This window comes from Deinococcus alpinitundrae (genome assembly GCF_009982895.1).
In the GTDB taxonomy this organism is placed as follows: domain Bacteria; phylum Deinococcota; class Deinococci; order Deinococcales; family Deinococcaceae; genus Deinococcus; species Deinococcus alpinitundrae.
The window spans coordinates 1-25,304 of sequence record NZ_WXZL01000039.1 but is presented as its reverse complement, the minus strand read 5'-3'; the positions used below and the strand labels follow the sequence as shown (position 1 = coordinate 25,304).

The 25,304-nt window shown below is 61.1% G+C and carries 23 protein-coding genes, 3 pseudogenes and 1 riboswitch; of the genes and pseudogenes, 17 read left to right on the top strand and 9 right to left on the bottom strand.

The features are described from left to right. Positions 1–678: 678 nt before the first annotated feature. Positions 679–2,412, bottom strand: a complete 1,734-nt coding sequence (locus GUI70_RS20590) for a hypothetical protein (protein ID WP_161884166.1) — start codon at positions 2,410–2,412, stop codon at positions 679–681. 274 nt (positions 2,413–2,686) lie between these two features. Between GUI70_RS20590 and GUI70_RS20585 the strand changes: the two genes are divergently transcribed. Together GUI70_RS20585 and GUI70_RS20580 are read left to right on the top strand one after the other, a co-directional pair. Then, complete coding sequence (locus tag GUI70_RS20585) at positions 2,687–3,850, top strand: sensor histidine kinase (RefSeq protein ID WP_161884165.1); 1,164 nt, start codon at positions 2,687–2,689, stop codon at positions 3,848–3,850. Then, the gene (locus tag GUI70_RS20580) at positions 3,847–4,482 is read left to right on the top strand and encodes a response regulator (protein ID WP_161884164.1); all 636 of its coding nucleotides are present in this window, start codon (positions 3,847–3,849) and stop codon (positions 4,480–4,482) included. The genes GUI70_RS20585 and GUI70_RS20580 overlap by 4 nt, the downstream gene beginning before the upstream one ends. Before the next feature lie 9 nt (positions 4,483–4,491). On the opposite strand, the pseudogene GUI70_RS24630 reads toward GUI70_RS20580, so the two are convergent. The 4 genes and pseudogenes from GUI70_RS24630 to GUI70_RS20560 all read right to left on the bottom strand — a co-directional run. Then, positions 4,492–4,731, bottom strand: a pseudogene (locus GUI70_RS24630) (recombinase family protein); the annotation flags it as partial. Between the two features lie 16 nt (positions 4,732–4,747). Further along, on the bottom strand, positions 4,748–4,858 hold the full coding sequence (locus GUI70_RS25290; protein WP_202630539.1) for a DUF3761 domain-containing protein: 111 nt from the start codon (positions 4,856–4,858) through the stop codon (positions 4,748–4,750). A 174-nt stretch (positions 4,859–5,032) separates the two neighbouring features. Continuing rightward, positions 5,033–7,570: a sensor domain-containing protein gene (locus GUI70_RS20565; RefSeq protein WP_161884162.1), complete on the bottom strand. Its 2,538-nt coding sequence runs from the start codon at positions 7,568–7,570 to the stop codon at positions 5,033–5,035. A gap of 69 nt (positions 7,571–7,639) precedes the next feature. After that, positions 7,640–7,849 carry a hypothetical protein gene (locus tag GUI70_RS20560; RefSeq protein WP_438503503.1) on the bottom strand — a complete coding sequence of 70 codons (210 nt, stop codon included), beginning with the start codon at positions 7,847–7,849 and terminating at the stop codon, positions 7,640–7,642. Between the two features lie 116 nt (positions 7,850–7,965). Here GUI70_RS20560 and GUI70_RS20555 point away from each other — a divergent pair, with 116 nt between their 5' ends. Then, on the top strand, positions 7,966–8,676 hold the full coding sequence (locus GUI70_RS20555; protein WP_161884170.1) for an IS6 family transposase: 711 nt from the start codon (positions 7,966–7,968) through the stop codon (positions 8,674–8,676). A 318-nt stretch (positions 8,677–8,994) separates the two neighbouring features. On the opposite strand, the gene GUI70_RS20550 is transcribed toward GUI70_RS20555, so the two are convergent. Together GUI70_RS20550 and GUI70_RS20545 are read right to left on the bottom strand one after the other, a co-directional pair. Next, the gene (locus tag GUI70_RS20550) at positions 8,995–11,049 is read right to left on the bottom strand and encodes a beta-galactosidase (protein WP_161884161.1); all 2,055 of its coding nucleotides are present in this window, start codon (positions 11,047–11,049) and stop codon (positions 8,995–8,997) included. A gap of 182 nt (positions 11,050–11,231) precedes the next feature. Beyond that, positions 11,232–11,306 (bottom strand): annotated as a pseudogene (locus tag GUI70_RS20545) (IS6 family transposase); the annotation flags it as partial. A gap of 431 nt (positions 11,307–11,737) precedes the next feature. On the opposite strand from GUI70_RS20545, the gene GUI70_RS20540 reads away from it, so the two are divergent. From GUI70_RS20540 to GUI70_RS20495, 11 genes are all read left to right on the top strand, one after another. After that, positions 11,738–12,472, top strand: a complete 735-nt coding sequence (locus tag GUI70_RS20540) for an adenosylcobinamide-GDP ribazoletransferase (protein ID WP_237725084.1) — start codon at positions 11,738–11,740, stop codon at positions 12,470–12,472. Continuing rightward, positions 12,469–13,041, top strand: a complete 573-nt coding sequence (locus tag GUI70_RS20535; RefSeq protein WP_161884160.1) for a histidine phosphatase family protein — start codon at positions 12,469–12,471, stop codon at positions 13,039–13,041. Before GUI70_RS20540 ends, GUI70_RS20535 begins: the two co-directional genes overlap by 4 nt. Positions 13,042–13,096: 55 nt before the next feature. After that, positions 13,097–13,187, top strand: a riboswitch (adenosylcobalamin-variant (AdoCbl-variant) riboswitch). Positions 13,188–13,373: 186 nt separating this feature from the next. Then, positions 13,374–14,240, top strand: coding sequence for an ABC transporter substrate-binding protein (locus GUI70_RS20530; RefSeq protein ID WP_161884159.1), 867 nt, complete (start codon positions 13,374–13,376; stop codon positions 14,238–14,240). Next, a complete protein-coding gene (locus tag GUI70_RS20525; protein ID WP_161884158.1) occupies positions 14,237–14,851 on the top strand; it encodes a cob(I)yrinic acid a,c-diamide adenosyltransferase in 615 nt (204 codons plus the stop codon). The genes GUI70_RS20530 and GUI70_RS20525 overlap by 4 nt, the downstream gene beginning before the upstream one ends. Positions 14,852–14,877: 26 nt before the next feature. Further along, positions 14,878–15,552 (top strand): CobD/CbiB family cobalamin biosynthesis protein, encoded by a 675-nt coding sequence (locus GUI70_RS20520; RefSeq protein ID WP_237725083.1) that lies wholly within the window; start codon positions 14,878–14,880, stop codon positions 15,550–15,552. A gap of 19 nt (positions 15,553–15,571) precedes the next feature. Next, positions 15,572–15,748, top strand: coding sequence for a cobalamin biosynthesis protein (locus GUI70_RS24625; protein WP_237725082.1), 177 nt, complete (start codon positions 15,572–15,574; stop codon positions 15,746–15,748). After that, on the top strand, positions 15,741–16,760 hold the full coding sequence (locus tag GUI70_RS20515; protein WP_161884157.1) for a pyridoxal phosphate-dependent aminotransferase: 1,020 nt from the start codon (positions 15,741–15,743) through the stop codon (positions 16,758–16,760). The genes GUI70_RS24625 and GUI70_RS20515 overlap by 8 nt, the downstream gene beginning before the upstream one ends. After that, positions 16,753–18,156 (top strand): cobyric acid synthase, encoded by a 1,404-nt coding sequence (locus tag GUI70_RS20510; protein WP_237725081.1) that lies wholly within the window; start codon positions 16,753–16,755, stop codon positions 18,154–18,156. Before GUI70_RS20515 ends, GUI70_RS20510 begins: the two co-directional genes overlap by 8 nt. Continuing rightward, positions 18,153–18,689: a bifunctional adenosylcobinamide kinase/adenosylcobinamide-phosphate guanylyltransferase gene (cobU, locus tag GUI70_RS20505; protein WP_161884156.1), complete on the top strand. Its 537-nt coding sequence runs from the start codon at positions 18,153–18,155 to the stop codon at positions 18,687–18,689. The genes GUI70_RS20510 and cobU overlap by 4 nt, the downstream gene beginning before the upstream one ends. After that, positions 18,674–19,744 (top strand): nicotinate-nucleotide--dimethylbenzimidazole phosphoribosyltransferase, encoded by a 1,071-nt coding sequence (gene cobT / locus GUI70_RS20500; RefSeq protein ID WP_161884155.1) that lies wholly within the window; start codon positions 18,674–18,676, stop codon positions 19,742–19,744. Before cobU ends, cobT begins: the two co-directional genes overlap by 16 nt. A gap of 967 nt (positions 19,745–20,711) precedes the next feature. Next, positions 20,712–22,151, top strand: coding sequence for an ATP-binding protein (locus tag GUI70_RS20495; RefSeq protein WP_161884154.1), 1,440 nt, complete (start codon positions 20,712–20,714; stop codon positions 22,149–22,151). Positions 22,152–22,266: 115 nt separating this feature from the next. Here the strand turns inward: GUI70_RS20495 and GUI70_RS20490 are convergent, their stop codons facing one another. Further along, positions 22,267–22,629 carry an IS66 family transposase gene (locus tag GUI70_RS20490; protein WP_237725080.1) on the bottom strand — a complete coding sequence of 121 codons (363 nt, stop codon included), beginning with the start codon at positions 22,627–22,629 and terminating at the stop codon, positions 22,267–22,269. 423 nt (positions 22,630–23,052) lie between these two features. On the opposite strand from GUI70_RS20490, the gene GUI70_RS20485 reads away from it, so the two are divergent. Next, a complete protein-coding gene (locus tag GUI70_RS20485; protein WP_161884153.1) occupies positions 23,053–23,517 on the top strand; it encodes an MgtC/SapB family protein in 465 nt (154 codons plus the stop codon). Between the two features lie 557 nt (positions 23,518–24,074). Here the strand turns inward: GUI70_RS20485 and GUI70_RS25285 are convergent. Beyond that, positions 24,075–24,326: a helix-turn-helix domain-containing protein gene (locus tag GUI70_RS25285; RefSeq protein WP_161884152.1), complete on the bottom strand. Its 252-nt coding sequence runs from the start codon at positions 24,324–24,326 to the stop codon at positions 24,075–24,077. A gap of 167 nt (positions 24,327–24,493) precedes the next feature. Between GUI70_RS25285 and GUI70_RS20475 the strand changes: the two genes are divergently transcribed. Next, positions 24,494–25,141, top strand: coding sequence for a S10 family serine carboxypeptidase-like protein (locus GUI70_RS20475; RefSeq protein ID WP_161884151.1), 648 nt, complete (start codon positions 24,494–24,496; stop codon positions 25,139–25,141). Between the two features lie 54 nt (positions 25,142–25,195). Next, positions 25,196–25,304: pseudogene (locus GUI70_RS20470) on the top strand (IS5/IS1182 family transposase); the annotation flags it as partial.

The window sequence follows — 25,304 nt, the reverse complement described above, 5'->3', positions numbered from 1 at the left end:
CCGGATGAAACACCTGGCTGGTATGCCACCGGGTACGGTGGGCAATACATCGCTGTGTTTCCCACGCTTGACCTCGTGGTAGTCATGACAGGACAGATCGGCGATCATCCCAACCACCGCCACGTCATTGCTGAACTCGCGAGGCACGTGTCAGCTGCTGAGCCTGCATGATTAAGCTCAGGCCTACCGTGTTCATTCATGACGTAGACGGCGCTGTCCAGATGCTAGACGCTCACCAGGTACCACCGGGCCGGGCTAATGAAGGGGCAGCAAGGTGAACCCGCGCTGTTCATCAATAAGGACTGCGGGTCGCCCAGACTTCGTTTTGTTGTCTGCCCGTTCAACGAGGATGCTCTCCATCGCATAAAACGTTTCTGGGTAGATCCCGGTGCGTCGTTTGAAGCATGTGCGGTTCATCTTCAGCGTGCGTTCCAGGCGCTCGTTCACAGCATAGACGGGCACTTTTGCAGGAGATCTACTGTCAGGTACCGAAACCAAAAAAAGATCGTTAAATGAGCCTGAATGGCTTGTCTGTATCCATGCAGAATGAAAGGAAGTTCATGCACTTGCCCGCCTAATTCAGGCGGGCATGGATAAGTTTCGTATTTTAATTAGTGAGAACTGCCGGTAGATAGGAGATCATAAACGTGCGATCTGTTTCGAATCTTAGAGTTAAAATCAAGGAGACTTATTTGGACTCAATACGCCTGTATTATTCTCGACCAAGAAATTGTATTCCTCTCTAGAACTACAGTATGAGCAGTCGGCGTCATTCGGATGCCAGATTTCTACGCCATCAGCGAATACTTTCATGCCTAAATTGTGGCTATATGAACCGAAGATGCCGCTTGTTCGCCTAGATACGCCGACGACTGAAAACGTAGTACCAGTAGGACTGATGTAGGGAGAAATGTCGACCGTACCTGCTGAGTCCATTCTCTTCACAAGAGTACCGTTGTATGGATTGTTCGGATCCAGGAAGGCATACACTTCAATCTGTCCCTGGCCCAAGGTGAACTTAAGTTCCACTTTCTGCCAGGTATTTAAAGAACCGGGAACTGTTGGCCCCGCATCGGGCGAGTGCGCTTCGTAGAGGCGAATTTCTCCCCCGCATTGCTCTTTTTTCCAGTTGTTGTCAAAAAGGCCAAACAGGATTTCCATATGCACATCAAATCCACCGCAAAACTGAGGTCCAGCAGTGATCTGCCAGAGCGGGCGGCGCAGAGGATCCACGTCCACTTTAGCGTAGCCCCGAATGATGCCGTACACTCCGCCATCAGCGTGCCCAAAGCCGACTGTCGTGAAAAATCCTATGCCCGGCTTGGCTTGTAGATATGCTTTTGCCGTAAATTTAATATCCTTAGAGACACTCGTCAACGGATTGGGTAGCGTGGTATTTCCAAAAGGAGTATTGATTATCTTGGTGCTCCCGTTTTCGTATGCAATACCGCCTCGGTAACTGGCGTCTTGCTGCGCCGTGTAGCTCACTTTGCCAGAAATTGAGCCGTCGATTCCAGCACTCACGGTGATGTAGGGGGTGACGATGAGCGGAATGGGACCCAGTGGTACGTAGAAGGGGTTCATGTAGTATTTCGCCAAGTCCCACTTTTTAGCCAGCTTGAGTTCGCCAGACGTGGCGTCTGCTTCGAGCTTTACTTTGATTTGCTCAGATAGTTTTGTAGACGCTTCGAAAGACTCTACTTTCCAGTTTCTAATACGCAAATGTAGGTTGACGCCGATGGCGGTGTCGATGCATCCCGATAGCTTGGAATTGTTTTCGAAGGTTTTCTCGTAGCCCAGATTAAGGATGCTGAGTCCAGGGGCAGTGCAGGTACTGACATCCAGCTTTTTCAGCAGGCCTTGGCGGCTCAACGAAGCCGGACTGTCATCCAGATATTCAACATGGTTGATATCGGCGGCCGTCAGCTGGCGGGTGTAGTCGAGGCTGGCATCCGACACCACATCTGTCAACGCTGCTTCCGACGTTGTCATGACATACCGTCCACTGGCATCAACGCCAATACTGGTGATGTGTCGCGGTGGCACGCCAGCTTCAGCACCTGGGAGGACGATCCCACCAATCACTGTGTTGCCCACGACGTAACTAGCCGTTACTGCTGTTTGATTCAAAATCAGTGTGCCGCTGTCATAATCGTACGAAACGACAGCATCGTCTAAGACAACTGCGCCGGCTGCCAGCGTTGCGCTACTTTCCGGCCTGTTGGGATTGGGTGGATTGGGTGGCTCGGGATCCTGATTACAGGGATCTGACGCTGGCCTAAGCGAGAGGGTCTGCTCACAGGGCAGAAGTCGCTGTGCAGCGACGGCCGCTGGAGCGGGCGTTTGTTGACCACAGGCCGCAAGGACCAGGGTCAGAAGAGAAACGGGAAGCAATCTGTACAACTTGAGCATGAGCACCTCTTCGAAGAATGGAGTGGTTAGAGCCAGATCCTGGGCATCTGGAAGCGGTCGGTGCAGCAGTACGGGTAAGCGCCAACCTCCTTGAGCCCAAGGAAGACCATGCTGAAGAATGTTCGCAGCTGGGTCGGTGTGAAGGCTGGATGAATATTGGAGCGCCTGCAATGTACTGGAGCGACCGGAGGAATCCAGGTGCCAGAAGTCACACCACTGCGTATGACTTGTAGCACTGTGGTGAACTGATCATCTGGGCGTAAGCTAGGAGCTTGTGAACACAGATGTGCTGGTGCTGCGGTGGGGTGGGGTGGCGCTCCTCATGATGGTGATCTCGACGGTGGTGCTCAGTTCAGCTCCCAACCAAGCCAACCCGTTGCAATTGCCGCCGCCGCAGTTACTCAGTTGGGGCCTGTGCTTGGGCCTGTTATTGCTCAGCTATTGGCAGGCCACCGACTTACGTCGGTCACGACCCCGGAGACGAGCTTGGACAGTGTCACTGATCACCACAACGCTGATCGTGTTCGCACTGTTGCCAGGTACGACCAACCAGAACCTGTTATTCGTGCTTTCTGCTTGCGTCCTGCCGAGCGTTCTAAGTTGGCCCTGGGTGCTCGGTGTGATCGGCTTGCAAGTGGCTTGGATTCCGATAACTCAGGCCCCGTACTTCGGTGCTCACGTCACGCTCTTCAATGTTTTGCTGTGGTCGGTGGTGCAGGTTGTACTGGCGGTGCTCATCCGGTTCACCACCAGCGAGCGATTGGCTCGTCGAGACTTGGCAGAGGCCAATGCCCAGCTGCAGATGACACGCGCTCTCCTCGAGCGAACGTCAAGAGAGGCCGAACGTATGCGCATCGCTCGTGACCTGCACGATATGCTCGGCCACCACCTGACGGTCCTGGGGCTGGATCTAGAACTGGCCGGTCTGGCTCTGCAGCCCAGCACAGTGCGCCCACCTGGTGGTGAACAGGCATTAGAAGCGGTGCTTCGGGCTCAGGCGGCGCAGCGGCGGTTGATGCACGATGTCCGGGGCACTGTGGATGCGTTGCGAGACCAGCAGCCTGGGTTGCTGGACTTTGCGGGGAATCTTCAGCGCAGCGTACCTCACCTGCGGCTTCACCTTGATCTTCCAGTCAGTCTGCCGGCAGAGGCGGCTGCTGTAGAGCCCATGCTCGTGCGCTTCTTGCAGGAGAGCCTGACCAATACTCTGCGCCACGCCCATGCCCGAAACCTCTGGCTGAGCGTGAGGTGCGAGCCGGGGAAAATTCTCGTCCGTGCACACGACGATGGACGCTGTCTGACGATGTTTCGGCTTGGCCATGGACTGAGCGGACTCCAGGAGCGCTTCGAAATCGCCGGTGGCCGGCTTGAAGTGCGGCAACGGGGTGGGGGTCTGCATCTCGATGGAAACTTGCCCTGGGACGGGGTCCCAGCATGAACGCCGCTCCCCTCCGAGTAGGACTCGTTGATGATCAGACACTCGTCCGTGAAGGACTGTGCCGGTTGCTGGATTACGCACCAGATGTGGCAGTGGTGCTGGAGGCTGGGGACGGTGGAGAGGCGCTCGAGCTCATCCGTCACACGCCCCTTGACGTTCTGCTGCTCGATGTGCGAATGCCGACACTGGACGGCATCGGTGTGCTGAGCGCTCTGAAGGCTGAGGACAGACTTCCCCCGACCCTGATGTTGACGACGTTTAACGACGATGTGGCACTGTGGCAGAGCCTGCGGGCCGGAGCTCGGGGCTTCATCCTGAAAGACGTCACCTTTGCCCAGTTGCTCACGGATGTGCGGGAGGTGGCGCGTGGGGGGACCGTCATCCGGGCACTGAGCCAGGTACACCCACTCCGCAGCGGTGAGGCAGCGATGCCTGTCCCCAGTGACCTCACCGAGCGTGAACGTGAATTGTTGCAGTTGATGGTGGGCGGCTACTCAAATCGGGAACTGGCTGATCTGACCGGCTTGAAAGAGGGAACAGTCAAAAATTACCTGTCGAGCATCCTGATTAAACTCGGTGCCCGTGACCGGACTCGGGCCGTACTGCTGGCGCTGGAACTGCGATTGATCTAAAAGGCGGTCAAGTCGGTAGACCAGCACGACGTCGAGCTGCTTCTCGCGCACGGCGCTCAGCAGGGCACTCAGGCCGGGGCGCTCCATCACGGTGCCGCTGAAGCCGGGGTTAGCGAAGCGGTAGGTGACGTCCCAGCCCTGCGCGGTGGCGTGGGCCTCCAGGGCACTCGCCTGGGCTTCGAGCGAGTGGTTGGTGTCGGCTTGCTCGACGGTAGAGCTGCGGGTGTAGGTGGCAGCTCGGAGGGTCATGGGGTCATGCTCAGTATCAGCTTGCCACGCCGCCGTGGTGGGAGCAGGTGCCGCGTCTATGGGTGCTGAAGCTGTCGCTGCCGTCGCGGCACTGAGCGGGCGCGCCAGCGGGCTTGGTGTCGGCCAAACGGGGCGTTGGATCTGCTGGCCGTCCACGTTGGGTGTAGGTGCTGGTTCTGATCGCTGGAGCGGAGCCTTTTGATTAGACCTCCTGCAGAAGTGCTTGGAGCCGCTAAACGGGTGAACTACGCACACTTAGAACGCGCCCTGAAGATCGAGTGCACAGCATTTGAGCGGCGAACTACCCTCTCGGGGAGGTGAAGGTGGGGGCGGAGGCTAGGAACGCTTTCAGGCTCCCAGCGGACTGGGGACGCGCGAGCAGAAAACCCTGGGCCAAATCGCAGCCTTCCTGGCCTAACCACTGCAGTTGCACCTCGGTTTCCACCCCCTCGGCCACCACCGCCAATCCCAAGGCGTGGCCCATGGCGATCACCGCCTGAATCAGCGGATGGGTGCCTCCGACCAGCGAGGCGTCCAGCCCCAGGACAAAGGAACGGTCGATCTTGAGGGTGTCGATCGGAAGCTGTTGCAGGTACGCCAGAGATGAGTGGCCGGTGCCAAAGTCGTCAATGGCGATGCTCACACCTAGTGCCCGCAGGCGGGCCAGTTGCCGTGCCGATTCCGACACCCGGCGCATCACCAGCGTTTCGGTAAGTTCTAATTCCAGCCAGCGCCCCTCCAGCCCGTTGGAATCGAGGGCCGCGGCCACCATCTCGACGAAATCCTCGCGGTCAAATTGCAGGGCAGAGACATTCACGCTCACCTGGAAGGGGGCCAGACCCGCCCGCTGCCACGCCGCGTTCTGACGGCACGCCTCGGTCAGCACCCATTCCCCAACCGGGCTGACGATCAGGCCGCTTTCCTCAGCGATGGGAATAAACGTGGCGGGCGACACCAGTCCGAGCCGAGGGTGATGCCAGCGGAGCAGCGCCTCCACACCCCGCACCCTCCCACTGCTGATTTCGATCAGCGGCTGGTAATGCAGTTCGAGTTCCGAACGCTGCACCGCCTGACGCAACTCTCCTTCCAACGCGAAGCGCTCTTGTAGGTCATCCGGTTGCTCAGTGCTGAACACCCGAAAGGCGTTCTTGCCCGCCTCCTTGGCTTGATACATCGCTTGATCGGCGTGGCTCAGCAGGTTCTGGGCATCGGGTGCGTCCAGGGGGTAGAGGCTCAGGCCGACGCTGGCCGTCACGAACAGTTCACGTCCCACGACCTCGAAGGCAGGAGCCAGCGATGAGATGACCTTGCGGGCCACACGCGAAGCTTCGCTGATGCTCCTCACCCCTGGCAGAAGCAGGAGAAACTCGTCACCTCCCATCCTCGATACCGTGTCCACCTCGCGCAGGCAGCCGCGCAGCCGCTGGGCCACTGCGCGCAGCAGCTCGTCTCCTGCCGCGTGTCCCAGCGTGTCGTTCACCAGCTTGAAGCGGTCGAGGTCCACGAAGGCCACGGCCAGCTTGTCGCCGTGACGCCGGGCAGCGGCGAGGGCCCGTTCGAGTCGGTCGAGAAACAGGCTGCGGTTGGGCAGTCCGGTCAGGGCGTCATGGTGCGCCTGATAGGCCAGCACCTCAGTGGCCTGGCGCTGCTCGGTAACGTCTTGACCCGTCGCAATGATGAACTCCACCTTGCCGCACTCGTCTTCCAGCGCGGTGTTCTTCCAGGCGATCAGGCGTTTTTCGCCGCTGCGGGTCAGCCAGTGGTTCTCCAAGCTGTTCGGAAAGTCGCCGGACGCCAGAAGATTGAAGGTCGCGCCGACAATTTCCTGCTCCTCGGGCAGCAAAAACAGCGACCGGAAGGTCTGCCCCAACACCTCCTGAGCGCTGTAACCAGTCAGTTCCTCGCAGGCCCGGTTGAAACGCAAGATGACTCCGTGACGGTCAAGCACGATCACAAGGCTACCCACCACTTCCAACACCGCATTGGTGAAGTCACGTTCCTTCGAGAGCGCCTGTTCGGCCTGCTTGATGCGGTGAACATCCCGCGAGATGCCGATAATCCCAGTGACCTCGCCCTGAGGGTTCACGAGGGGCACTTTCGAGCTGGAAATCCAGCGGCCGCGGCCGTCACCGCGCTTCACGCGGTCTATCTGACCAATCTGTGCTTCCCTGGTCGTCATAATGCGTTGCTCGTCTTCGCGGAGCGCCAATGCAAGTTCACGGGGCATGAAGTCGAAATCGGTTTTTCCCTGCAGGTCCTCGGGCCGCTCGATGCCCAGAAAATGGGCCAGGCCAAGGCTGACATGGGTGAAACGCGACTCGGTGTCCTTGAAGTACACGCCGTCGGGGATGGCGGCCAGCAGGCTGCGAAAGAGATGGCGTTCCTCGGCGAGTTCAGCTTCCAGTTGCTTATGCTCGGTTACGTCCCGTGCATTCACGACGATGCCACGCAGGTTTCCGTCACCGAGCTTGTTGATCCAGACCGCTTCGAGCCAGCACCACGCTCCGTCGGCGCGCCGCACCCGGCAGACCGCCTGCCAGGGCTGGCCGGGTTCTGTTTCCAGGGCCTGTAAGCCGCACTGAAACGCCCAGAGATCTTCCGGATGCAGGAAAGCGGTCAGGTTGCGCCCCAGCCGCTCCGTCTCTAGGTACCCCAGAATAGACTGCAGCGATGGGCTGTCGTAGAGGATGACCCCAGCGGCGTCCAGCACAGTGATGAGGTCCCAGCTATTGACGATCAGGGAGCGGAAACGGGCTTGCCGCCGTTTTAGTGCGGCCCGCAGACGGGAAGCCTCTACGGTGGGGTCTCCTGGCTCAAGGTCGGCTGCTGGGTGGACCATGGGTGAACCCAATGTAGGTGTGCAGATCTGCCAGCCTCCTTACAGTTTGGTTGGCCGTGTCGGAGAGCTTCACGTATGGGCAGCCAGAAACAGTCCATCAATAGACCTCCTGCAAAAGTCAGCCTGCGTGTTGCAGGTGAGATTGCAGAGGGCCGCGATGAGGTGGACGCGGAGTGAAAATCGTCGCCGGCGGTGCCGATAGACTTCCTTGAGGATGCGGAACATCTTCAGGCGACGGATCACATGCTCCACGCAGGGCGGCGGCTTGTTCTGGGTCACCGGCTTGCAGTCGCTTGAGCAGCATGGGAGACCTCGTGAACGGGGAGGGAATTGTTTTGGCGTCCTCCTGATTCCAGAAGGATTGTGGCAAGTTGTTGAGGTAGGGTGATGTGGTGCTGAGCAATCAGAAACTCCCCGGCTACCGATTCCCCCTTGCGGTCATTGGGTACGCGGTGTGGCTGTATCACCGATTCACGCTGAGCGACCGAGATGTTGAAGAACTTCTGCTGGAACGAGGAATCTGCGTGACTCGCGAGTCCATTCGCACCTGGTGCATCAAGTTCAGCGACCTACTCGCCCAGGGGCTGCGCCATCGGGAACCCCGACGGGGTTCCCGATGGTATCTCGACGAAATGCATGTGGACGTGGGCGGCATCACCCACTGGTTGTGGCGGGCGATCGATGAACATGGCATCGTGCTGGACGTTGTTCTTCAGCGGCACCGCGATACGGAGGCGGCCAAGTCCTTCTTCGTCCGCCTCCTGGGTGAGCACGACATCCCAGAGACCGTCCACACTGACAAGCTCTGGAGTTATGGTGCGGCCCTTCGTGAGCTTCCCGTGCTCCACAGCGTGGAGCACGTCCAGGTGGTCTCGACGGCCCGTTGTAATCATCCCGTGGAGCAATCTCACCGTCCCACCCGACGACAAGAGCGCCAGCAACGCGGATTCAGATCACGACGACGCGCCCAGGGATTTCTCGACTTGCACGCCCGCATCACGAATCTGCACCACCCAGCCCGCTGCACCGTTCCAGCTCATCACCGTCGTCACCACCAGCAACAGGCGTTCACGCTATGGGGCGAAGTGGTGCGGCAGGTGGCCTGAACCTCAGGCCACCTGCGATGCTGAGGCTCTTCGGATGCTGAGGAAACAACAACTTGCCACAACCACCAGCACGTTGGGATCAGGCAGGTCTTCGTGGTGGTGGTCAAAGGCGCTCATATCCTGATGGTACGAACAAGGGGTCAAGGGGGCGCGGCCCAGCCCCCCTCCCCATCAGGAGGCTTCCCCGGGGGGCGCTACTCGGGCTTACGCGGAAAGGCGGTTCGACGCTACTCAATCCCACCTGCTGTTGCTTGTAACACCTCACCGTCGCTGGCTGAGGATACAGGCTTGATTTTCAGTAGGATCAGCTCGCCGCCATCAGTATCTTTCAGGCTCCTTCTCCAACTGATCCTCATGCACCAACCGTACGCCGCGTGGTGGCAGCATGACTGTCTGATCTATGGGTTCGCCGCTGAGCAGGTCGGTCCCGCTTAAACCCGGCACGGTTACCTGACACTTCTGCGCCGTATGGTTCAGCAGGAACAGGAAGCACCCGCCGTCACCCTCGCGGCGCGTGACCTCCAGGCCGTCTGGGAGGTCCGGCACCAGCGGTTGTACGCCCGCCTCGTCACAGAGGAACCGGACCAGCACCCGCAGACCTGCCGCGTCCAGGCTGGTGCCGAGCTTCCACGCCTGCCCCTTCCCTGCCCAGCGGCGTGTGAGCACCGGCGACCCTGCATAGAAGTCCTGCCCGTAGGTGCCCAACAACTCAGCATCCTCGACGCGCAACTGCTCGAAGAGCAGCGTACACGCGAAGGTTCCGTCCAGCTTTCCCTGCAAGATCACCTCGTTGGCGTGGCCGGGCGGCAGCGCATCGACCTCCTCGACCCACACGCCCAGCAGCTCCCGCAGTGGCCCCGGTGGACCGCCAGGAAAGACTCGGTCAGATTCGTCGGCCACACCCGTCATTAGCCCGCCCAAGAAGATGCCGCCTCCCTCCACGAACGCCGTGATCTTCTCGGCCGCGCCCACTGGGAGCAGGTACAGCAGCGTGGACGCCATCACTTTGTACCGGCCCAGGTCATCATCCGGACCAACCAGATCCACGGCGTAGCCCTGCGCATGAAACGCCGTGTAGAGGGCCGTGACCTCGTTCAGGTACTCCAGCGCCGCTGTGGGTCCGCTGGAGTTCTCCACTGCCCACCACGCGGGCCAGTCGAACCACACGGCTACCCGCGCCGGCACGCGCGAACCCAGCGTCACGTTCCCGATTCTTCTGAGTTCCGCGCCGAGCTGCGCGACCTCGCGGAAAACGCGGGTGTCGGTGCGGCCGTGGTGTTCGATGACCGCGCCGTGGAATTTTTCGCACGCGCCTGGTGAACGGCGCATCTGGAAGAACATCACTGCGTCCGCACCATGTGCCACTGCCTGCCATGACTGCAGCCGCATCACGCCGGGCCGTTTCAGGGCGTTGTAGGCCTGCCAGTTTTGCTGGCTGGGCGTCTGTTCCATCAGCATGAACGGCTGGCCCGCTTTCAGGCTCCGCATCAGGGTGTGCCGCAGCGCGGTGGTGGCTGGCGCGTCAGAGGGACTCGGGTAGGAATCCCACGCAACCACATCCAGATACGGCGCCCACGCACGGTAGTCCAGCGGGCGGTACGTGCCCATCAGGTTCGTGGTGACGGCTGCGGTCGGAATCTCCGCGCGGATGGCGTCTGCTTCCAGCCGGTACGCGCCCAGAAGAGCGTCGGACATAAAGCGCTGGTAGTCCAGGGTCAGGCCCTGCAGAGCGGTCGTGCGCTGGCCGCGCTGTACATTCAGCTCATTCGGCGCGACGATCTCCTCCCACGCAGTGATGGTCTGGCTCCAGAACGCGGCGTTCCAGGCATGGTTCAGGGCATCCAGGGTGCTGTACCGTTCACGCAACCACAAGCGGAAGGCCGCCTCGCAGCGCGGGCAGTAACACGCGCCGCCGAACTCGTTCGACACGTGCCACAGCGCCACTACGTCCCGACCCCCGTACCGCCGTGCGAGCTTCCCGGCCAGAGCCGGCGCAAATCGCCGGTACGTCGGGCTGTTCGGGCAAGCGTTGTGCCGTCCCCCGAAGCGGTGCAGACGGCCCTGCTCGTCCACTCGCATCACGTCCGGGAATCTGGTCGCCATCCACGCGGGAACGGCGGCCGTACCCGTCCCCAGGCAGGCGCGCATTCCATGCGACTCCAGTAGCCCGAGCACGTCATCCAGGCGCGTGAAGTCGTAGGTGTCCTCGCCGGGTTGCAGGGTGGTCCAGGCGAAGATGTTCACGCTAAGCAGGTCGATGCCAGCCTGCTCGAACAGGGAGACGTCCTCATCCCAGACGGGCCGCTCCCACTGCTCCGGGTTCCAGTCGCCGCCATACGGCATTTTCGTGAACGTCGGAAGTCGAGTCGTCATGCAGTCTCCAGGGAAGCGCTGTAGAACAAGGTGGGAAAGGCTCTGGCAAGTTGTTGGTGAGAAGCGGTGATACAGCTTTCTGGGTGTGCTGGATGGTAGCCATCGGAAAGCGGTGGCGGTAAGGTTTGGCGTCGATCACGGACGGTCACCCTCCCCCGATCCGGTTGGCAACACAACCCCTGGAGAAGCTCCTGGACATCACGTTGGCTCAAGGAGAATCGGTGATAGAGCCAGAGAGCGTACTGGATGATGCTCAGAGGAAACCGGTGTTGCTAAGGCTTGCGGTCAGTCACAGGCGCTTAGCCTATCGCGTTTAACTTGTCAGAACCGACTCACGAGTGGCTAGTCCTTTGCCGAATCACGTCCAAGCGAACTGTGAGCGCTCACGGGATATGAATCCCGCGAGCAGCCCAGAACCCGAATAACGCCCCCCTGCGCTGGCAGGATAAATCTGGGAAGAGCGGCCCGCGCCATCTTCGCAGCGGAACCGGGCAGCGGCCACGCAGCACCGTCTGAACAGCCGGGAAGACAAGTGGACCGCCTACGGGGTAGGTAACGTGACCGATACCGCGCCGGCCAGCAACAATTTGCCAGAACCCTGCTGATAGGCATCGGTCAGAACTGGAAACGGTACCTTTAGTACGATGTGGTTCCTCTTTTTCTTGCAAGGGACGAGACAGTGCGCGGTATAAGCCGGCATCTTCTGTCGTCTCAACTGCGCGCCGCCCATCTGGCCTTGACCTTCTTGACCGTTCTGCCGCTGCCACACTTCTATGACGTCAAGGACGGCGATTTTGCGCGGGCTAGCGCCTACTATCCGCTGGCCGGCTACGTGGTGGGCGGACTGGTTTCCTTGCTCCTGTGGATGGATCTGCCTCTGCCCAGCGGTGTGGTGGCCGCCCTGGCGGTGGGGATATGGCTGGCGACGACCGGTATGTTGCACTTTGACGGGCTGGTGGACAGCGCCGATGCCCTGTTTGCCATGAAAAGTCCGGCCCAGCGCCTGGAGATCTTGAGAGACGTGCATGTGGGCGCCTTTGGATTGGCAGTGGGCGTGATGGCGCTGCTCACGCTATGGAGTCTGCTGGCCGCACCGCTGCCGTGGTACGCGCCGCTCGTCGCTGCCGTGTCGGCCCGCACGCTTCTCCTTTTGCCCATGAACCGGTATCCGGCAGCCCGCCCGGAATCGCTGGGCGCCCGCGCCCGTGAGGGCCGCTGGGCAGCGGCCTTGCTGCTCGCCGCGCCTACACTGCTGCTGCCAGGAGCATGGACCGCGTGGCTAACGGCGCTGGCAGCTTGTTTTCTGGTGGCTGCGTTCGGCGCCCGGCGGCTGGGCGGCGGCCTCAGCGGGGACATCTACGGGATGATCGTGGTCGCGGCCGAACTGGCCGCACTGTGTGTCTACGCCTGGGGCAGAGGGTGACCTTGACGCTGTATCTGGTCCGTCACGCACCAACCCTGCCGAATGCCGAGCGCCGCTACCCCCTTCTGGAAGAGGACGCGCCGCTGTCGCCGGAAGGCCGCGAGGTGGCGGGCAGGTTGAGACTGCCCCTCCAAGCCGCAGCCTACACTTCTCCCAAGCTGCGCGCGCGGGAGACCGCCAAGCTGGCCGGATTCCCGCACACGTTCACCGTTGCAGCTCTTACCGAGGCGGATTTCGGCCTGATGGCCGGGCACACCTGGGCAGAGCTGGAAGCCCGTTTTGGAGCGCGGCCCCGCGAGTGGATCGAGGCGCTGGGGCACCCTGAGGGCGAGACTGGACCTCCTGAGGGTGAGACGGGACGACAGTTCCATGCTCGGATTCAAAACTGGCTGGCTGCGCTTCCAGGTGAAGGCGAAGTGGTCGCTTTCACGCATGCCGGACCCCTGCTGGCCGCGTTGCGCCTGTGCGTGGGGCTGCGGGCCGCTGAAGTTGCGCTGGGTGGGGTGGTGGTGCTCAAACGGGCCCAGGGCCAATGGTGGCTGCGCGAACTTCGCCTGCCACACGGTTAAGGGCCGCCTGAGAGCGGCGTGGTGTTTACGATCCTCACGTCTGCTAGGCTGCAGGTACCTGAAGAAGGGGAAGTCCGGTGAGATTCCGGCGCTGTCGCGCAACGGTATGCCGCTCAATGCGGCGAAGCCCGAATGCCTCTCAGGGACGCTGACCCGCGTGGATCAACCGTGCAGGGTCAGCACCTCTCGTCGTCAGAGGGCTGCATTCTGAGTGCTCCGTTCCCACGTGGCTTGCCCGCGTGTGTTCCCGCTCTGGCCCCCGGCTGGAGCGGGCTTTTTCTTTTCTGCGTTGCCCGCTTCCGCTGCCGAAGTTACGCAAGCCGGAGTTCTTCATGCGCCCGTTTTTTGTTCTGTCCACCCTTGCCCTGCTGTCCAACGCTGCCGCCACCTCTTACCCGCTCACTGTGACGGATGATCTGGGACGCCAGGTCACTCTCAAGAGCGAGCCGAGGCGGATCATCGCCATGTTGCCCAGCCACACCGAGACGCTGATCGCCATCGGTGCGGGGAATCAGCTCGTCGCCGTTGACGTGTACAGTAACTATCCCAAAGCCATGACCGACATGTTGCCCAAGGTCGGCAGCGGCTACCAACCTAATCTGGAAGCCATTGTCGCTCTCAAGCCCGATCTGGTGCTGGCCGACGAGTCCTCAGGTTCACGCCTGACCGAGAAACTGGCGGCGGCGGGCTTAACCGTCTACGGCGGCACCGCGCAGACCTACAACGAGGTCTTCGAGAAGATCGCCGTGCTGGGCAAGATGACCAATCACGAGGCGGGGTCGCTGAATTTGATCACCAGGATGAGGGCCGAACTGAACACCCTTCAGGCCAGCGTGGCGCGGCTGCCCAAAGTCAGCACCTATTACGAGATCGACCCCACGCCGTACAGCGTCGGCCCCAACTCCTTTATCGGCGCGCTGATCAAACGGGCGGGTGGAGAAACCATCGTTCCTGCCGTGCTGGGCGATTTCCCCAAGCTGTCCCCCGAACTGATCGTCAAGGCCAACCCGCAGGTGATGGTGGGGCTCACGGCGGACGCCGCCAAGCGTTCCGGCTGGGCAGAGCTGAGAGCTGTGCAGGGTGGCAGGATATTCAAGCCTACCCCCGAAGAAGACGACGCCCTCTCCCGCCCTGGCCCGCGCCTTCCTGCTGCCCTGCGTGCGCTGATCAAATACATCCATCCAGAGGCGCTTAAATGACGGAAGACGCCACCGCCACCCGCCGCAAAGCCGCCATGCGCGAGCTACAAGAAAACCGCGATAACTACAAAAAGGCCGAGGGCATCAGCAAGGGGCGGCGCGGGCTGCTGATCGTCAACACTGGAAAAGGCAAGGGCAAGACCACCGCCGCGCTGGGGCTGATGATGCGGGCGCATGGGCGTGGGCTGCGGACGCGGATGTTCCAGTTCTTGAAGCACGAGAACGCCAAATTTGGCGAACACCGTACACTGGACGCCCTGGGTCTCCCTTATGAGGGTTTGGGTGACGGCTTTACGTGGCGTTCGCGAGATCTGGATAACTCGGCCGACATGGCTGCGCACGGCTGGGCACTGGCGCGTGCGGCCATTGAAGCCGGTGAAGACGACCTGATTGTGCTGGACGAGTTCACCTATCCCTTGAAGTACGGCTGGGTGGCCTGGCCGGAGGTGGAGGCGGTCTTCAAAGTCCGTGATCCGAACATGCACATTGTCATCACTGGACGCGACGCCCTGCCCGAACTGGTGGACCTGGCCGATACCGTCAGCGAGATCAATCCCGTCAAGCATGCTTATGCGGCAGGCATCGGGGCCCAGACGGGCATCGAGTACTGAAGATGAATTGCGGCCCGGTGTGTTCGGTGCTGTTGGCCCTCGCCCTGGACGGACTGGGCGAACCTCCAATACCGCTGCACCCGGTGGTGTGGATGGGGAATTATCTCAAGTTCGCCCGGAAACGCTGGTGGACTGACACGCCCTCTGAGCAACGCCGTGAGGGAGGGACGTGGTGGGCGCTGGGCGCGGGCACTTCGGCGGCGGCGGGCGCACTGGCACGGCACTTGCCCGGCGGCTGGCTCACGCAGGGCATCCTGCTCAAGCCGTTGCTGGCGCGGCATGCGCTGTTCGCAGCGGTCCGCGAGGTGCACATGGCGCTGGCTACGGATGATCTGCCGGAAGCGCGCCGGCGGCTGGCGTGGCATCTGGTGAGCCGCGAAACATCCGAGTTGACGGCCTCAGAGGTGGCGGGCGCAGCCATTGAAAGTCTGGCGGAGAACCTGTCAGACAGTGTGGTTGCGCCGCTCCTGTGGTTCCGGGTGGGCGGGTTGCCGGGTGCTGCGCTCTACCGCTACGCCAACACTGCTGATGCGATGTGGGGCTACCGCACCCCTCAACTGGAACATGCCGGAAAGCTGGCCGCCCACGCCGACGACGTCTTGAATCTGGCCCCGGCCCGACTCACTGCCCTGTGTACCTTGCTGGCCGCGGGTGGGCGCGGCGTGGGCGTATGGGCCCGGGACCGGACGCAGCACGGCTAGCCCCAATGCTGGACACCCCATGAGCGCCTTTGCTGGCGCTCTGGGCCTCCGGCTGGACAAACGCGGCTTGTACGTCCTGAATGCCGGAGGGCGCGAAGCAGAAACGGCGGACCTGCTCCACGCCCTGAACCTGGCCCAGCGCACCTTTGCGCTGGCAACGCTGTTTTTGCTGCTGCCTTGGGAAACCCATGCCTGAGCTGCCGCCCCTGCTGCCCCCTATCCACCACGGGGGGCCAGCCACTGAAGCCTTTACAGGACTGGATTTCAGCGTCAATGCCAATCCTTATGGCCCCAATCCGGCGCTGCTCCGGGTGCTGCGGGAGGCCGATCACGCCCATTATCCAGACCCCATGTACCGCGCGGTGCGGCAACGGTTGGCCAACTGGCACGGCGTTTCTTCTACCGAGGTGGCATTGGCGGTGGGCGCATCTGATCTGCTGCACCGCATTGTGCGTGCCTTTTTGCCGTCTGATGGCGTGCTGCTCAGCGTTCACGCCCCATTTGGAGAGCTGGCCCGCGCCGCTGCGTTGCAACGGGCCAACGTGCGCTTGACCACAGCTGCAACTGTTCTCGATGAAGTCCAGGCTGGAGCGGCGCTGGTCTATGTTGGCCACCCACACAATCCCACCGGACACCGATTTTCGAACATGGAGTTGGAAGTTCTCGCCATCGCCTGTCAATCTGTTCATTCGGTGTTGATCGTGGACGAGGCTTATGCGCCTTTTCTTCTCACATCCAGCCTCCCGCACACTGCCGCCGTGATCCGCCTCCTCTCTCCCGGGAAGGCCCATGGACTGGTTGGCGCACGCCCGGCCTATGCTCTGGCTGCGCCGGAGGTTGTGGCCCGGCTCGACAACCTCGCTCCTGCCTGGCATGTCCCGGCGGGAACAGCGGCGGTGTTGGGGGCCTTGCCGGAAGCCGGGGATTTCTTGCGTGAAACGCTACCGCGTGTGGGGGAGGCAGCCAGCGCCTTGGTCACTGCCCTGCATCCTCTCGGCCCGGTCGAGCATCACGGCACGCCCTACCTGACGCTGCAAGTGGACAATGCAGCAACAGTGGCGGCGAAGGTGCTGAAACTTGGCTTCCGGGTGCGCGACTGCGCCAGCTACGGTTTGCCAGACCGTATTCGCGTGTCCACCCGCACGTCTCAGGAGAACGCGCGGCTTATCCAGGCTCTCGGAGTCGTGCTGGAGGATATTCATGGCTAGGGCCATCATGATTCAGGGCTGCACCAGCAGTGCGGGCAAGAGCTATCTGACGGCGGCGCTATGCCGCATCCTGGCCAACGAGGGCGTGCGGGTGGCTCCCTTCAAGGCGCAGAACATGAGCAACAACGCTGGGGTCACGCCCGCTGGTCTGGAAATGGGCCGCGCTCAGCTGGTGCAGGCGCAGGCGGCACGGGTGGTGCCTGACGTGCGGATGAATCCGGTGCTGCTCAAGCCGGAGGCCGACACCCGCTCGCAGGTGGTGCTCCTGGGCCGCGCCAGTCCTGAACTCACCACGCTGGGCTGGCGGGAGCGCAAACCACACCTCTGGCCGCATGTCCAGACTGCCCTACACAGTTTGATGGCGGACTACGACGTGGTGGTCATTGAGGGCGCGGGCAGCCCTGCCGAAATCAACCTGCGCGGCAGCGACATCGTGAACATGCGGGTGGCCCGAGAAGCCGGGGCCGCCGTGCTGTTGGCCGCCGACATCGACCGGGGCGGGGCTTTCGCACACCTGCTGGGCACCTGGCATTGCCTGACGCCAGTGGAGCGGCTGCTCCTGAAGGGCTTCATTCTCAACCGTTTCCGGGGCGACGCAGGGCTGCTCTCACCCGCACCCGAATGGCTAGAGGAACAGACCGGCGTGCCGACGGTGGGCGTGGTGCCGATGCTGGACATTCCGCTGCCAGAGGAGGACGGGTTCTGGGCTGAAAAAACGCACGCCAGCGGCGGGAACGGCTTCGTGGCTATCGCCCGGCTACCGCGTGTATCCAACCTCGACGAGTTCGCGCCGCTGGGCACGTTGGCCCGCTGGGTCACCACACCCGCCGAACTGGAGGGCGCACGGGCCACTATTCTTCCCGGCAGCAAGAGCAGCGCTGCTGATCTGGGCTGGCTGCGGGCCTGCGGATTAGCGGCAGCCGTGTCGCGGGCGGCCCAGGCGGGCGTGCCGGTGCTGGGCATCTGTGGCGGTTTGCAAATGCTGGGCCGGACCCTCAGCGACCCCCATGGGATTGAGGGGGGCAGAGAAGAAGTGCCTGGCCTGGGCCTGCTCGACCTTGCCACCACGTTCGCCGTCGACAAGACCACCCGCCTGACGACCTGCACCGACGCCGAAACGGGCCTACATCTGAGCGGGTACGAGATTCACCACGGACAGACGCGTACCGGGCCGGGGGTGCAGGAACTTGCACCGGAGCTGCTGTGGCGGGCGGGCAACGTGCGCGGCACCTACTTGCACGGCCTGCTGGAGAATCCGGCTTACCTGGAGCGGTTTCTGGACTGGGCCGGGCTGACGCAGCCCGAAGCGCTGGAGAGCCTGGACGCCCGTCTGGACGCCATTGCCGTTCGCGTGCGAGCCGGGCTGAACTGGGATTTCGTGCGGGGGCTGCTGTGATCTTGTACGTGACTGGCGGCGCACGGAGCGGCAAGAGTTCGTTCGCTGAAGCCCGCGCTATCGCGTCCGGCGAGGCCGTGACTTACCTCGCTACTGCGCAGCCCTTTGACGCCGAGATGACCGAGCGCATCAGGCGTCACCGGGCCGACCGCCCGGCACAGTGGACGACGGTAGAGGAACCGATGGACGTGCAGCGGGCTTTGCAGTCTGCCTCCACGCCCACCCTTTTGCTGGACTGCCTGAGCCTCTGGGTCAGCAACATGCTGCTCTTGGACTGGACCGATCAGGCCATACTGGCAGCAGCCGATGAACTGCTGAGCGTGGCCCGCGCCCACTCCGGCCTGATCGTGCTGGTGTCCAACGAGGTGGGTCTGGGCATCGTGCCCGACAACGCGCTGGCCCGCCGGTACCGAGACGTCCTGGGCTGGGTCAATCAACGCTGCGCTGCCGCGAGTGACGAGGCGGTTGTGCTGGTCAGCGGTTTGCCGCTGCAACTCAAAACAATCCAAGGAGTTCCATGCACCCTGAGCTGACTGCCCTGATCGCGTCTATCCAGCTTGCCGATGCCGCCGCCATGTCTCGCGCCCGTGCGCGCCAGAACCAGTTGACCAAGCCCGTCGGGGCACTGGGCGATCTAGAAGATCTTGGTGTGCGGCTGGCGGGCGTCTTTGGCAACGAGAAGCCCCATCCGCGCGGCGTGGCCGTGCTGGTGGCGGCTGGGGATCATGGCGTGGCGGCCAGCGGTGTGAGCGCCTATCCGCCCGAAGTGACACCTGCGATGGTGGCAAACTTCCTGGCGTCCACACCCGCCGGGCCGGGAGGGGCCGCCGTCAATGCCATCGCCCGCACAGTCGGGGCGCGCGTCTACGTGATGGACGCCGGTGTAAACGCTGAACTGCCAGACCATCCGGCCCTCGTGCGGGTATCGGTGCGGCGCGGCACCCGCGACCTGCGCCTTGAAGCGGCCATGACCCAGAACGAGACGGAAGAGCTCATTCTGGCTGGAGCCGCGCTGGCCCGCCGTGCCATCGAAGACGGCGCAGACCTGATCATTCCTGGTGAGATGGGCATTGGAAACACCACGCCTGCCGCCGCCCTGACCGCCCGACTCCTGAAGGTGGACGCTGCAGAGGTGACAGGACGCGGCACAGGTGTGGACGACGCGGTGCTGGCCCGCAAGGTACTGGCTGTGCGGCAAGCACTGGCGCGCACCACCACCACTCAACCTTTGAGCGTGCTGGGCGAATTCGGAGGGTACGAGATCGCCGCCATGCTGGGCATGATGCTTCAGGCCGCCGCGTGTCGCCGTGCAGTTATTCTGGACGGTTTCGTGGAGGGCAGCGCCGCGTTGGTGGGCGTGGCCCTGGCCCCGGCCCTGCGCGACTTTCTGTTCCCGGCAGGCGAGTGCGCCGAACAGGGTCACGCGGCACAACTCGCCGCTCTCAACCTCAAGCCGATGTTTCAGCTTGGGCTGCGCTTGGGTGAAGGCACGGGAGGCGTGCTGGCTGCACCCTTACTGCTAGCAGCGGCGGCCACCCTACGTGAGATGCGGACGTTTGAGGAAGCGGGTGTGCCGCTTGGCGATTGACGCAATATTCAAGTTCATTCGTAAATACTGTGTTGAGCTAGTCAAGTCAAGGGGGTACGGGAGGCTAGGCTTTGGTAACGAAGGACTACACCACAGACGGGCGCCTCAAGTCAATGACATCAACCTCTTGTAACTAACCTAACAGGTGAGTGCTGCGCCAGAAACGCACCATCAATCCCGAACCAGCGTGTCCGCCGCCACAAGGAGAAGCAATCAGAAACGAGTCTTTCAGACGTGGTCAATCGTCGGGGCAGGAGTGGCCTGAACCTCAGGCCACTCCTGCCCTCCGTCTGCTGCGGGCCAAGTTAAGGCAACACGACCATACCGGGTCCGCACGGGCGTCATCACCAGGTCATTGCGTTTCCCCAGTTGGCCTGGATTGGCTCCCTACCCGCTGGTGGGGGAAGGACGTTGTGTGATACTCGTCGGTGGGTGGAAATTTATTCAGGAGATCCCAGTCCAACGGCTGTCCTTAAAATGTATTCTTCTGCTCGTAGGAGAATGTTGATGCGACACTTCGGCTTTTTATGAGTACTTTTAGGTTCAAAAATAGTGTCTGGGACTGCTTCTTTGGCTTATCGAGCTATATATTGGGAAATTATTTAAAATGTGATGTGTTTTACATACTTCGTTCGTATGTCTTCGGTAACCGAAGGTTACCGAAGACATACGCGCGTGGGCTAGAAGAATAGGTAGCGAGTGAATTTAGATGCGTATATTTTGTATTTTTATACCATCAGTAGGTGTCGCGTAGTACGTAGCCGAAGTTCTATTCATTAAGCGATCCAGTGGTGTAACCTCCGGTTACACCACCATAAGTCTGGGCCATACTTTTTTTTGAGGGTATAAAGCTAAATTCAGGTCAGGTTCTGCGCAGCCTCATCAAGAGGCTCTTCTCAAAGCGTCGTATCTACAGACGCGTATGATACTTTGAAGTATCATACGCTTGGGTATGATACTTCAAAGTATGCCCATTCGCTTTATCGGTCGTCAGCGTCAACTCGGTGCGTTGCATACGTTCTACGCATCTGAACGCACCCATCTGGCGACTGTGCGTGGCAGGCGACGCGTGGGCAAAAGCACCCTCCTCCTGCATAGTCTCGAAGCAGGCAGGAGTGCCTACCATCAGGCCGCCCAGTTAACTCCAGAAAGCAACTACGCACGCTTCCATGATGATATGGCAGGAACACTCACACCCATACTACAGCCAGGCACCGCCAGTGACATTCTACACGCGCAAAATTGGCGTTCGATGATCCTCGCGCTCGGTCAAGCTGCCACCGAGCTCGGCCGCCTCTCTGTGGTCATTGATGAATTTCCTTACCTGAGCCGAAGTGACCCTTCCCTCGAATCGGTGTTGCAAGAAGTACTGGGGCGAATTGAAGTACTCGACCAGCCGCTGAAGTTGATCTTGTGTGGCAGTTCCATCAGCCAAATGGAAGCCCTACTGGAACACAGCTCACCACTGCATGGCCGCAGCGAACTCAACCTGGTTCTGCAGCCTCTCGATCACCTGGAGAGCGCCCAATTCACGCCGGCCTGGAGCCCCGAACACCTGGTCCAAGCCCGCACAGTCTTTGGCGGGATGCCCCGATACCTAAGTCAACTTCAGGAGGACCTGAGTATCGGCGAGAACTACGAGCGGCTCGTCCTGAACCCAGATGGCCCCCTGCACGAAGAGACCAACCGCCTGCTGAGTGCTGAACTGAGTGAACCACGCATCTATGCGTCTATCCTCATGGCCATCTCAAGAGGCAACACCAAAGCGGGCGAAATCATTAGCGCTGCGGGCATCCACGCCAGCAGCTTACAGAAGTACCTGGGTCGCCTCGAAGAATTGGGCTTGGTACGTTCTATGCGCTCAGCGAATGCCACTCCTGCGACCCGTAACCTGCGCTATACCCTCGCTGACCCGTTCATCGCCAGCTGGTACCGATATGCCTTACCTCACCTCAGTGCTCTAAAGATACGTGGAGGCGAAGGCGCTTGGGAAAGGTTGGTGGCTCCGGGAATCAACGAGGACAAGAATGCCGCCCCAGAAACCTTCGAAAACATCTGCCGCTACTGGACGACCCTATACATGAACGAATTCTGGGATGGAGAACACAGCGAGGTCGGGCAGATTTTACAGGGAAGTGGTGACCAGGACGCAGAAATCGACGTGGCCTGTCGCCTTGGCCATGGCCAGCAGCTCAGTTGGCTACTTGGAGAGTGCAAGTGGACGACCCAGCCGCAAGGAACGCGCACGCTCCATCAGTTGCACACCAATGCCAGGAAGTTACTGGGGTCGACTCCAGTACGTCAATGGTTGGTGTTCAGTAAGAATGGCTTCCGCGAAGAATTTAAGAACGCTGCTCCAGAACAAACCCGGCTGATTGATTTGATGGAACTGTACCGTATGCCGTGACAACGGCCCGGCGAGTCATATTGCTTGTATTGCCTACATGGGTTCGGCGGAGGGTTGTGTTGCCTTAACTTAGCCCGCGGCAGACGGAGGACAGGGGTAGCCTGGAGGTCTGTGATTAGCGCATGAGGCTAGTCAGGATTGCAATGGGATCATGACCGCTCAAGCGCGCGGTCTCCACCGTGGACTTGATCCGCATGTACATCTGCGCGCCGACTGCGTTTTTGCTGCACTGCGAGACTTTCCTCGCCATCACCACGGTCCGCAGGCTCCGTTCCGCTGCGTTGTTCGTCGGTGGAATGTCCGGGTCTTTCAGGAACCGCCACAACCGATCCAGGATGTGCTGCTTGAGGAGGCCCAGCCGGAGTCGCTCGTTCGCTTTCGACTTCAGTGGCGCCCGGTTCAGCAGGGCATCCAGGCGCAGGGTGAGTTCCTCACCCTGCTGCGCGTACGTTTCCCGTGTACACACGCCCTTCGTCACGTCCCGGTGCAGTCGGATGCCCTCCCGGAAGACCTGTGCGACCCGTTGTCCGTACAGCTCTCCACGCCCAGGGCGACCCTGCTCTCCGCAAGTGGAGCGCGGACTTCACGCCGGACCTGCTGATCCGGGCCGTCCGCAACCACGAGCACGCCCAGCAGCGACTCAATCAGGCCCGCCGGTTGCCCCGTACCTCGCTGTGCACCCGCGACAACGTCTCGGTCGCGCTGGAGGTGCTCGAATACCATCGCCAATATTGCCAACCGCGCACCCAAGATCCACTGAACTGCTGCGCTTCCGGACGCCCCTTCGGAGGCGTTTTTGCTGAGCCACAGGAACGCTGCACCAAAGTGCCGGGCACGCGAGCTAAGCGGCACAATCGTCCTGAAGGGTCGACTCTGACCGACTGTCACGTATGCTGGGTCAATGCTTGGTGTCGTAGACGAACTCGAATTGATGCTTGGTCCGTTGCTCGCCTTCGTACTCAGCGGTGTGCTGGGCTGGGAGCGCGAAAACAAGCAAAAAAGCGCGGGGCTACGCACCCACATGTTGGTGGGCGTGAGTGCGGCGCTGTTCATGGTGCTGGGTGAAGCGATGGTCAAGGAATATGCTGGCACCGCTTCGCAGGTGCGATTCGACTTGATTGGCATTCTGAGCGCCGTCGTCGGTGGGGTGAGCTTTCTGGGTGGGGGCGTCATCTTCTCGTCGGCCAAAGGCTCAACTCAGGGGTTGACAACAGCGGCCAGTTTGCTGGCGAGTGCCAGTGTGGGCGTGGCCTGCGGCCTGCATCTGTACTGGTTATCCAGCGCTGTGACGCTACTGTTCTGGTTCATTCTGTCGCCAATTGGCTCACTGAGCCGTTCACTCACTTCCGGTACAGCCAAAGATTGAAGCGCAACCAGGAAACGAGCTGTATCACGTGGATATGGCCAGCGAGATCCTGGATGTCATCTCTAACATCGCCAATCAGGCACCTCAGCTCAACTGATTCGCCTCAAGGCCGTGTGCCCCTTCGGAGGTGTTTTTTGTTATCTGGGAGAGACGTGAAGCACACAGGAACGACACACCCGCACCCTGGGCACACAAGCTACAGCACGGTCATGAACGACACCTTGAAGACCGCCCTAGCTACCGCCGTCACCGCCGCCACCGAAGCCTTTGACGCCGCCCGATAGGGCCAGTTCATCGAAGCGGCGGGGACAAACTGTATGTCACTACCGGCTGAGACGCTCCAGGGATTGTTTCTGCGTTCGTTAATCCCAGGAACCTGCGGCGGCCTGTATGTCCTGATACCGGCGGCGAGCGGCATCTACACCATGCTCAGCGTCTTCATCTCATGCGCCGTCACCGGCAAGCCGATGCGCCCAGAAACTGTGGCCATCCTGATCGCTTGTGTCACCATGCTGACCGTCCATACTGGGCGAGGCACCCTATCCCAAGGCGAGCGCTCACGATACCACCTGGGCCGCCGGCGCGACGGGCTTCATCTGCATCTCCTCGCCGGATTCGGTCGGCAGTATGACCAGCTCGTCGTCGAGTGCTTTGGCCCATGCGCGCAGGCTTTCGACGGTCACACGGGTGGTAGAGCCAGATTCAGCCTTGCGGATGGTTTGTGGATGCAGCCCAGACGTTCGTGCGACGGCCTCGGAAGAGAGACACCTCTCCTCACGGGCGGCGCGCAGCGTGGCTATAAAATCCATGCGGGCGCGGGATGTGGCGGCGTGAGCGTCTACGAAGCTGACCTGCACAGCGAGCTGTTCAGCGACACCTTCGCCCGCCTGGAGGTCAACGAGACGGTGGCCGAATAACCCTCTGAAACCTCACGGGTGCGGCGCACTGGCATCCGATCAAGAAGGAGCTCCGCCGAATGAGTGAACATCCTGATAAACCCGTTTTGGAAGTTGAGTTAAAGCGCACCGAAAAGCCGGAGGAAAAGCCCCGCGATGAAGTCAGCGTCACCCGTCACAGCGTCATGGTGGGCGGCCAGACCCTGCACTACACCGCCACTGCTGGAACCATGGTGCTGGCCGAGGAGAAGCACAACAAGGAAGGTGAATTCGATGGCCACTCGAAGCGTGCGCGGATCTTCTTCGTGGCTTACGCCCTGGATGATCAAAAACCGCAGGAGCGGCCGGTGACCTTTGCTTACAATGGCGGACCTGGAAGTCCTTCGTTGTGGCTACACCTGGGCCTGCTGGGACCGCGACGGGTGGTCATGGGCGACGCCGGGCACCTCACCGGGCCGCCTTACCGTCTCACGGACAACGCATTTACGATGCTCACCCACACTGACCTTGTGTTCATCGATCCGGTGAGTACCGGATATTCTCGCGTCATAGAGGGAGAGAATCCCAGCGATTTTCACGGCTTCAAAAAGGACATTGAATCGGTCGGTGATTTCATCCGTTTGTGGACCACCCGGGCAGGGCGCTGGCTCAGTCCTAAATTTCTTATTGGCGAGAGTTACGGCACCATGCGACAACGAGTACGCCCGTGCGCTGCATCTAGAGGCTAGTTGAGACGGGATCGAAGTTTGGCGGGATGATTTTGCCGCTGGCAAACTGGAGCGATGGATCGCTGTGCGTACCCGAGTGATGTCGATGACGAGACGTACCACTTCTTACTGCCGTACCTGGCGTTGACCCCGGAGGATGCCCCGCAGCGGAAATTTCCGCTGC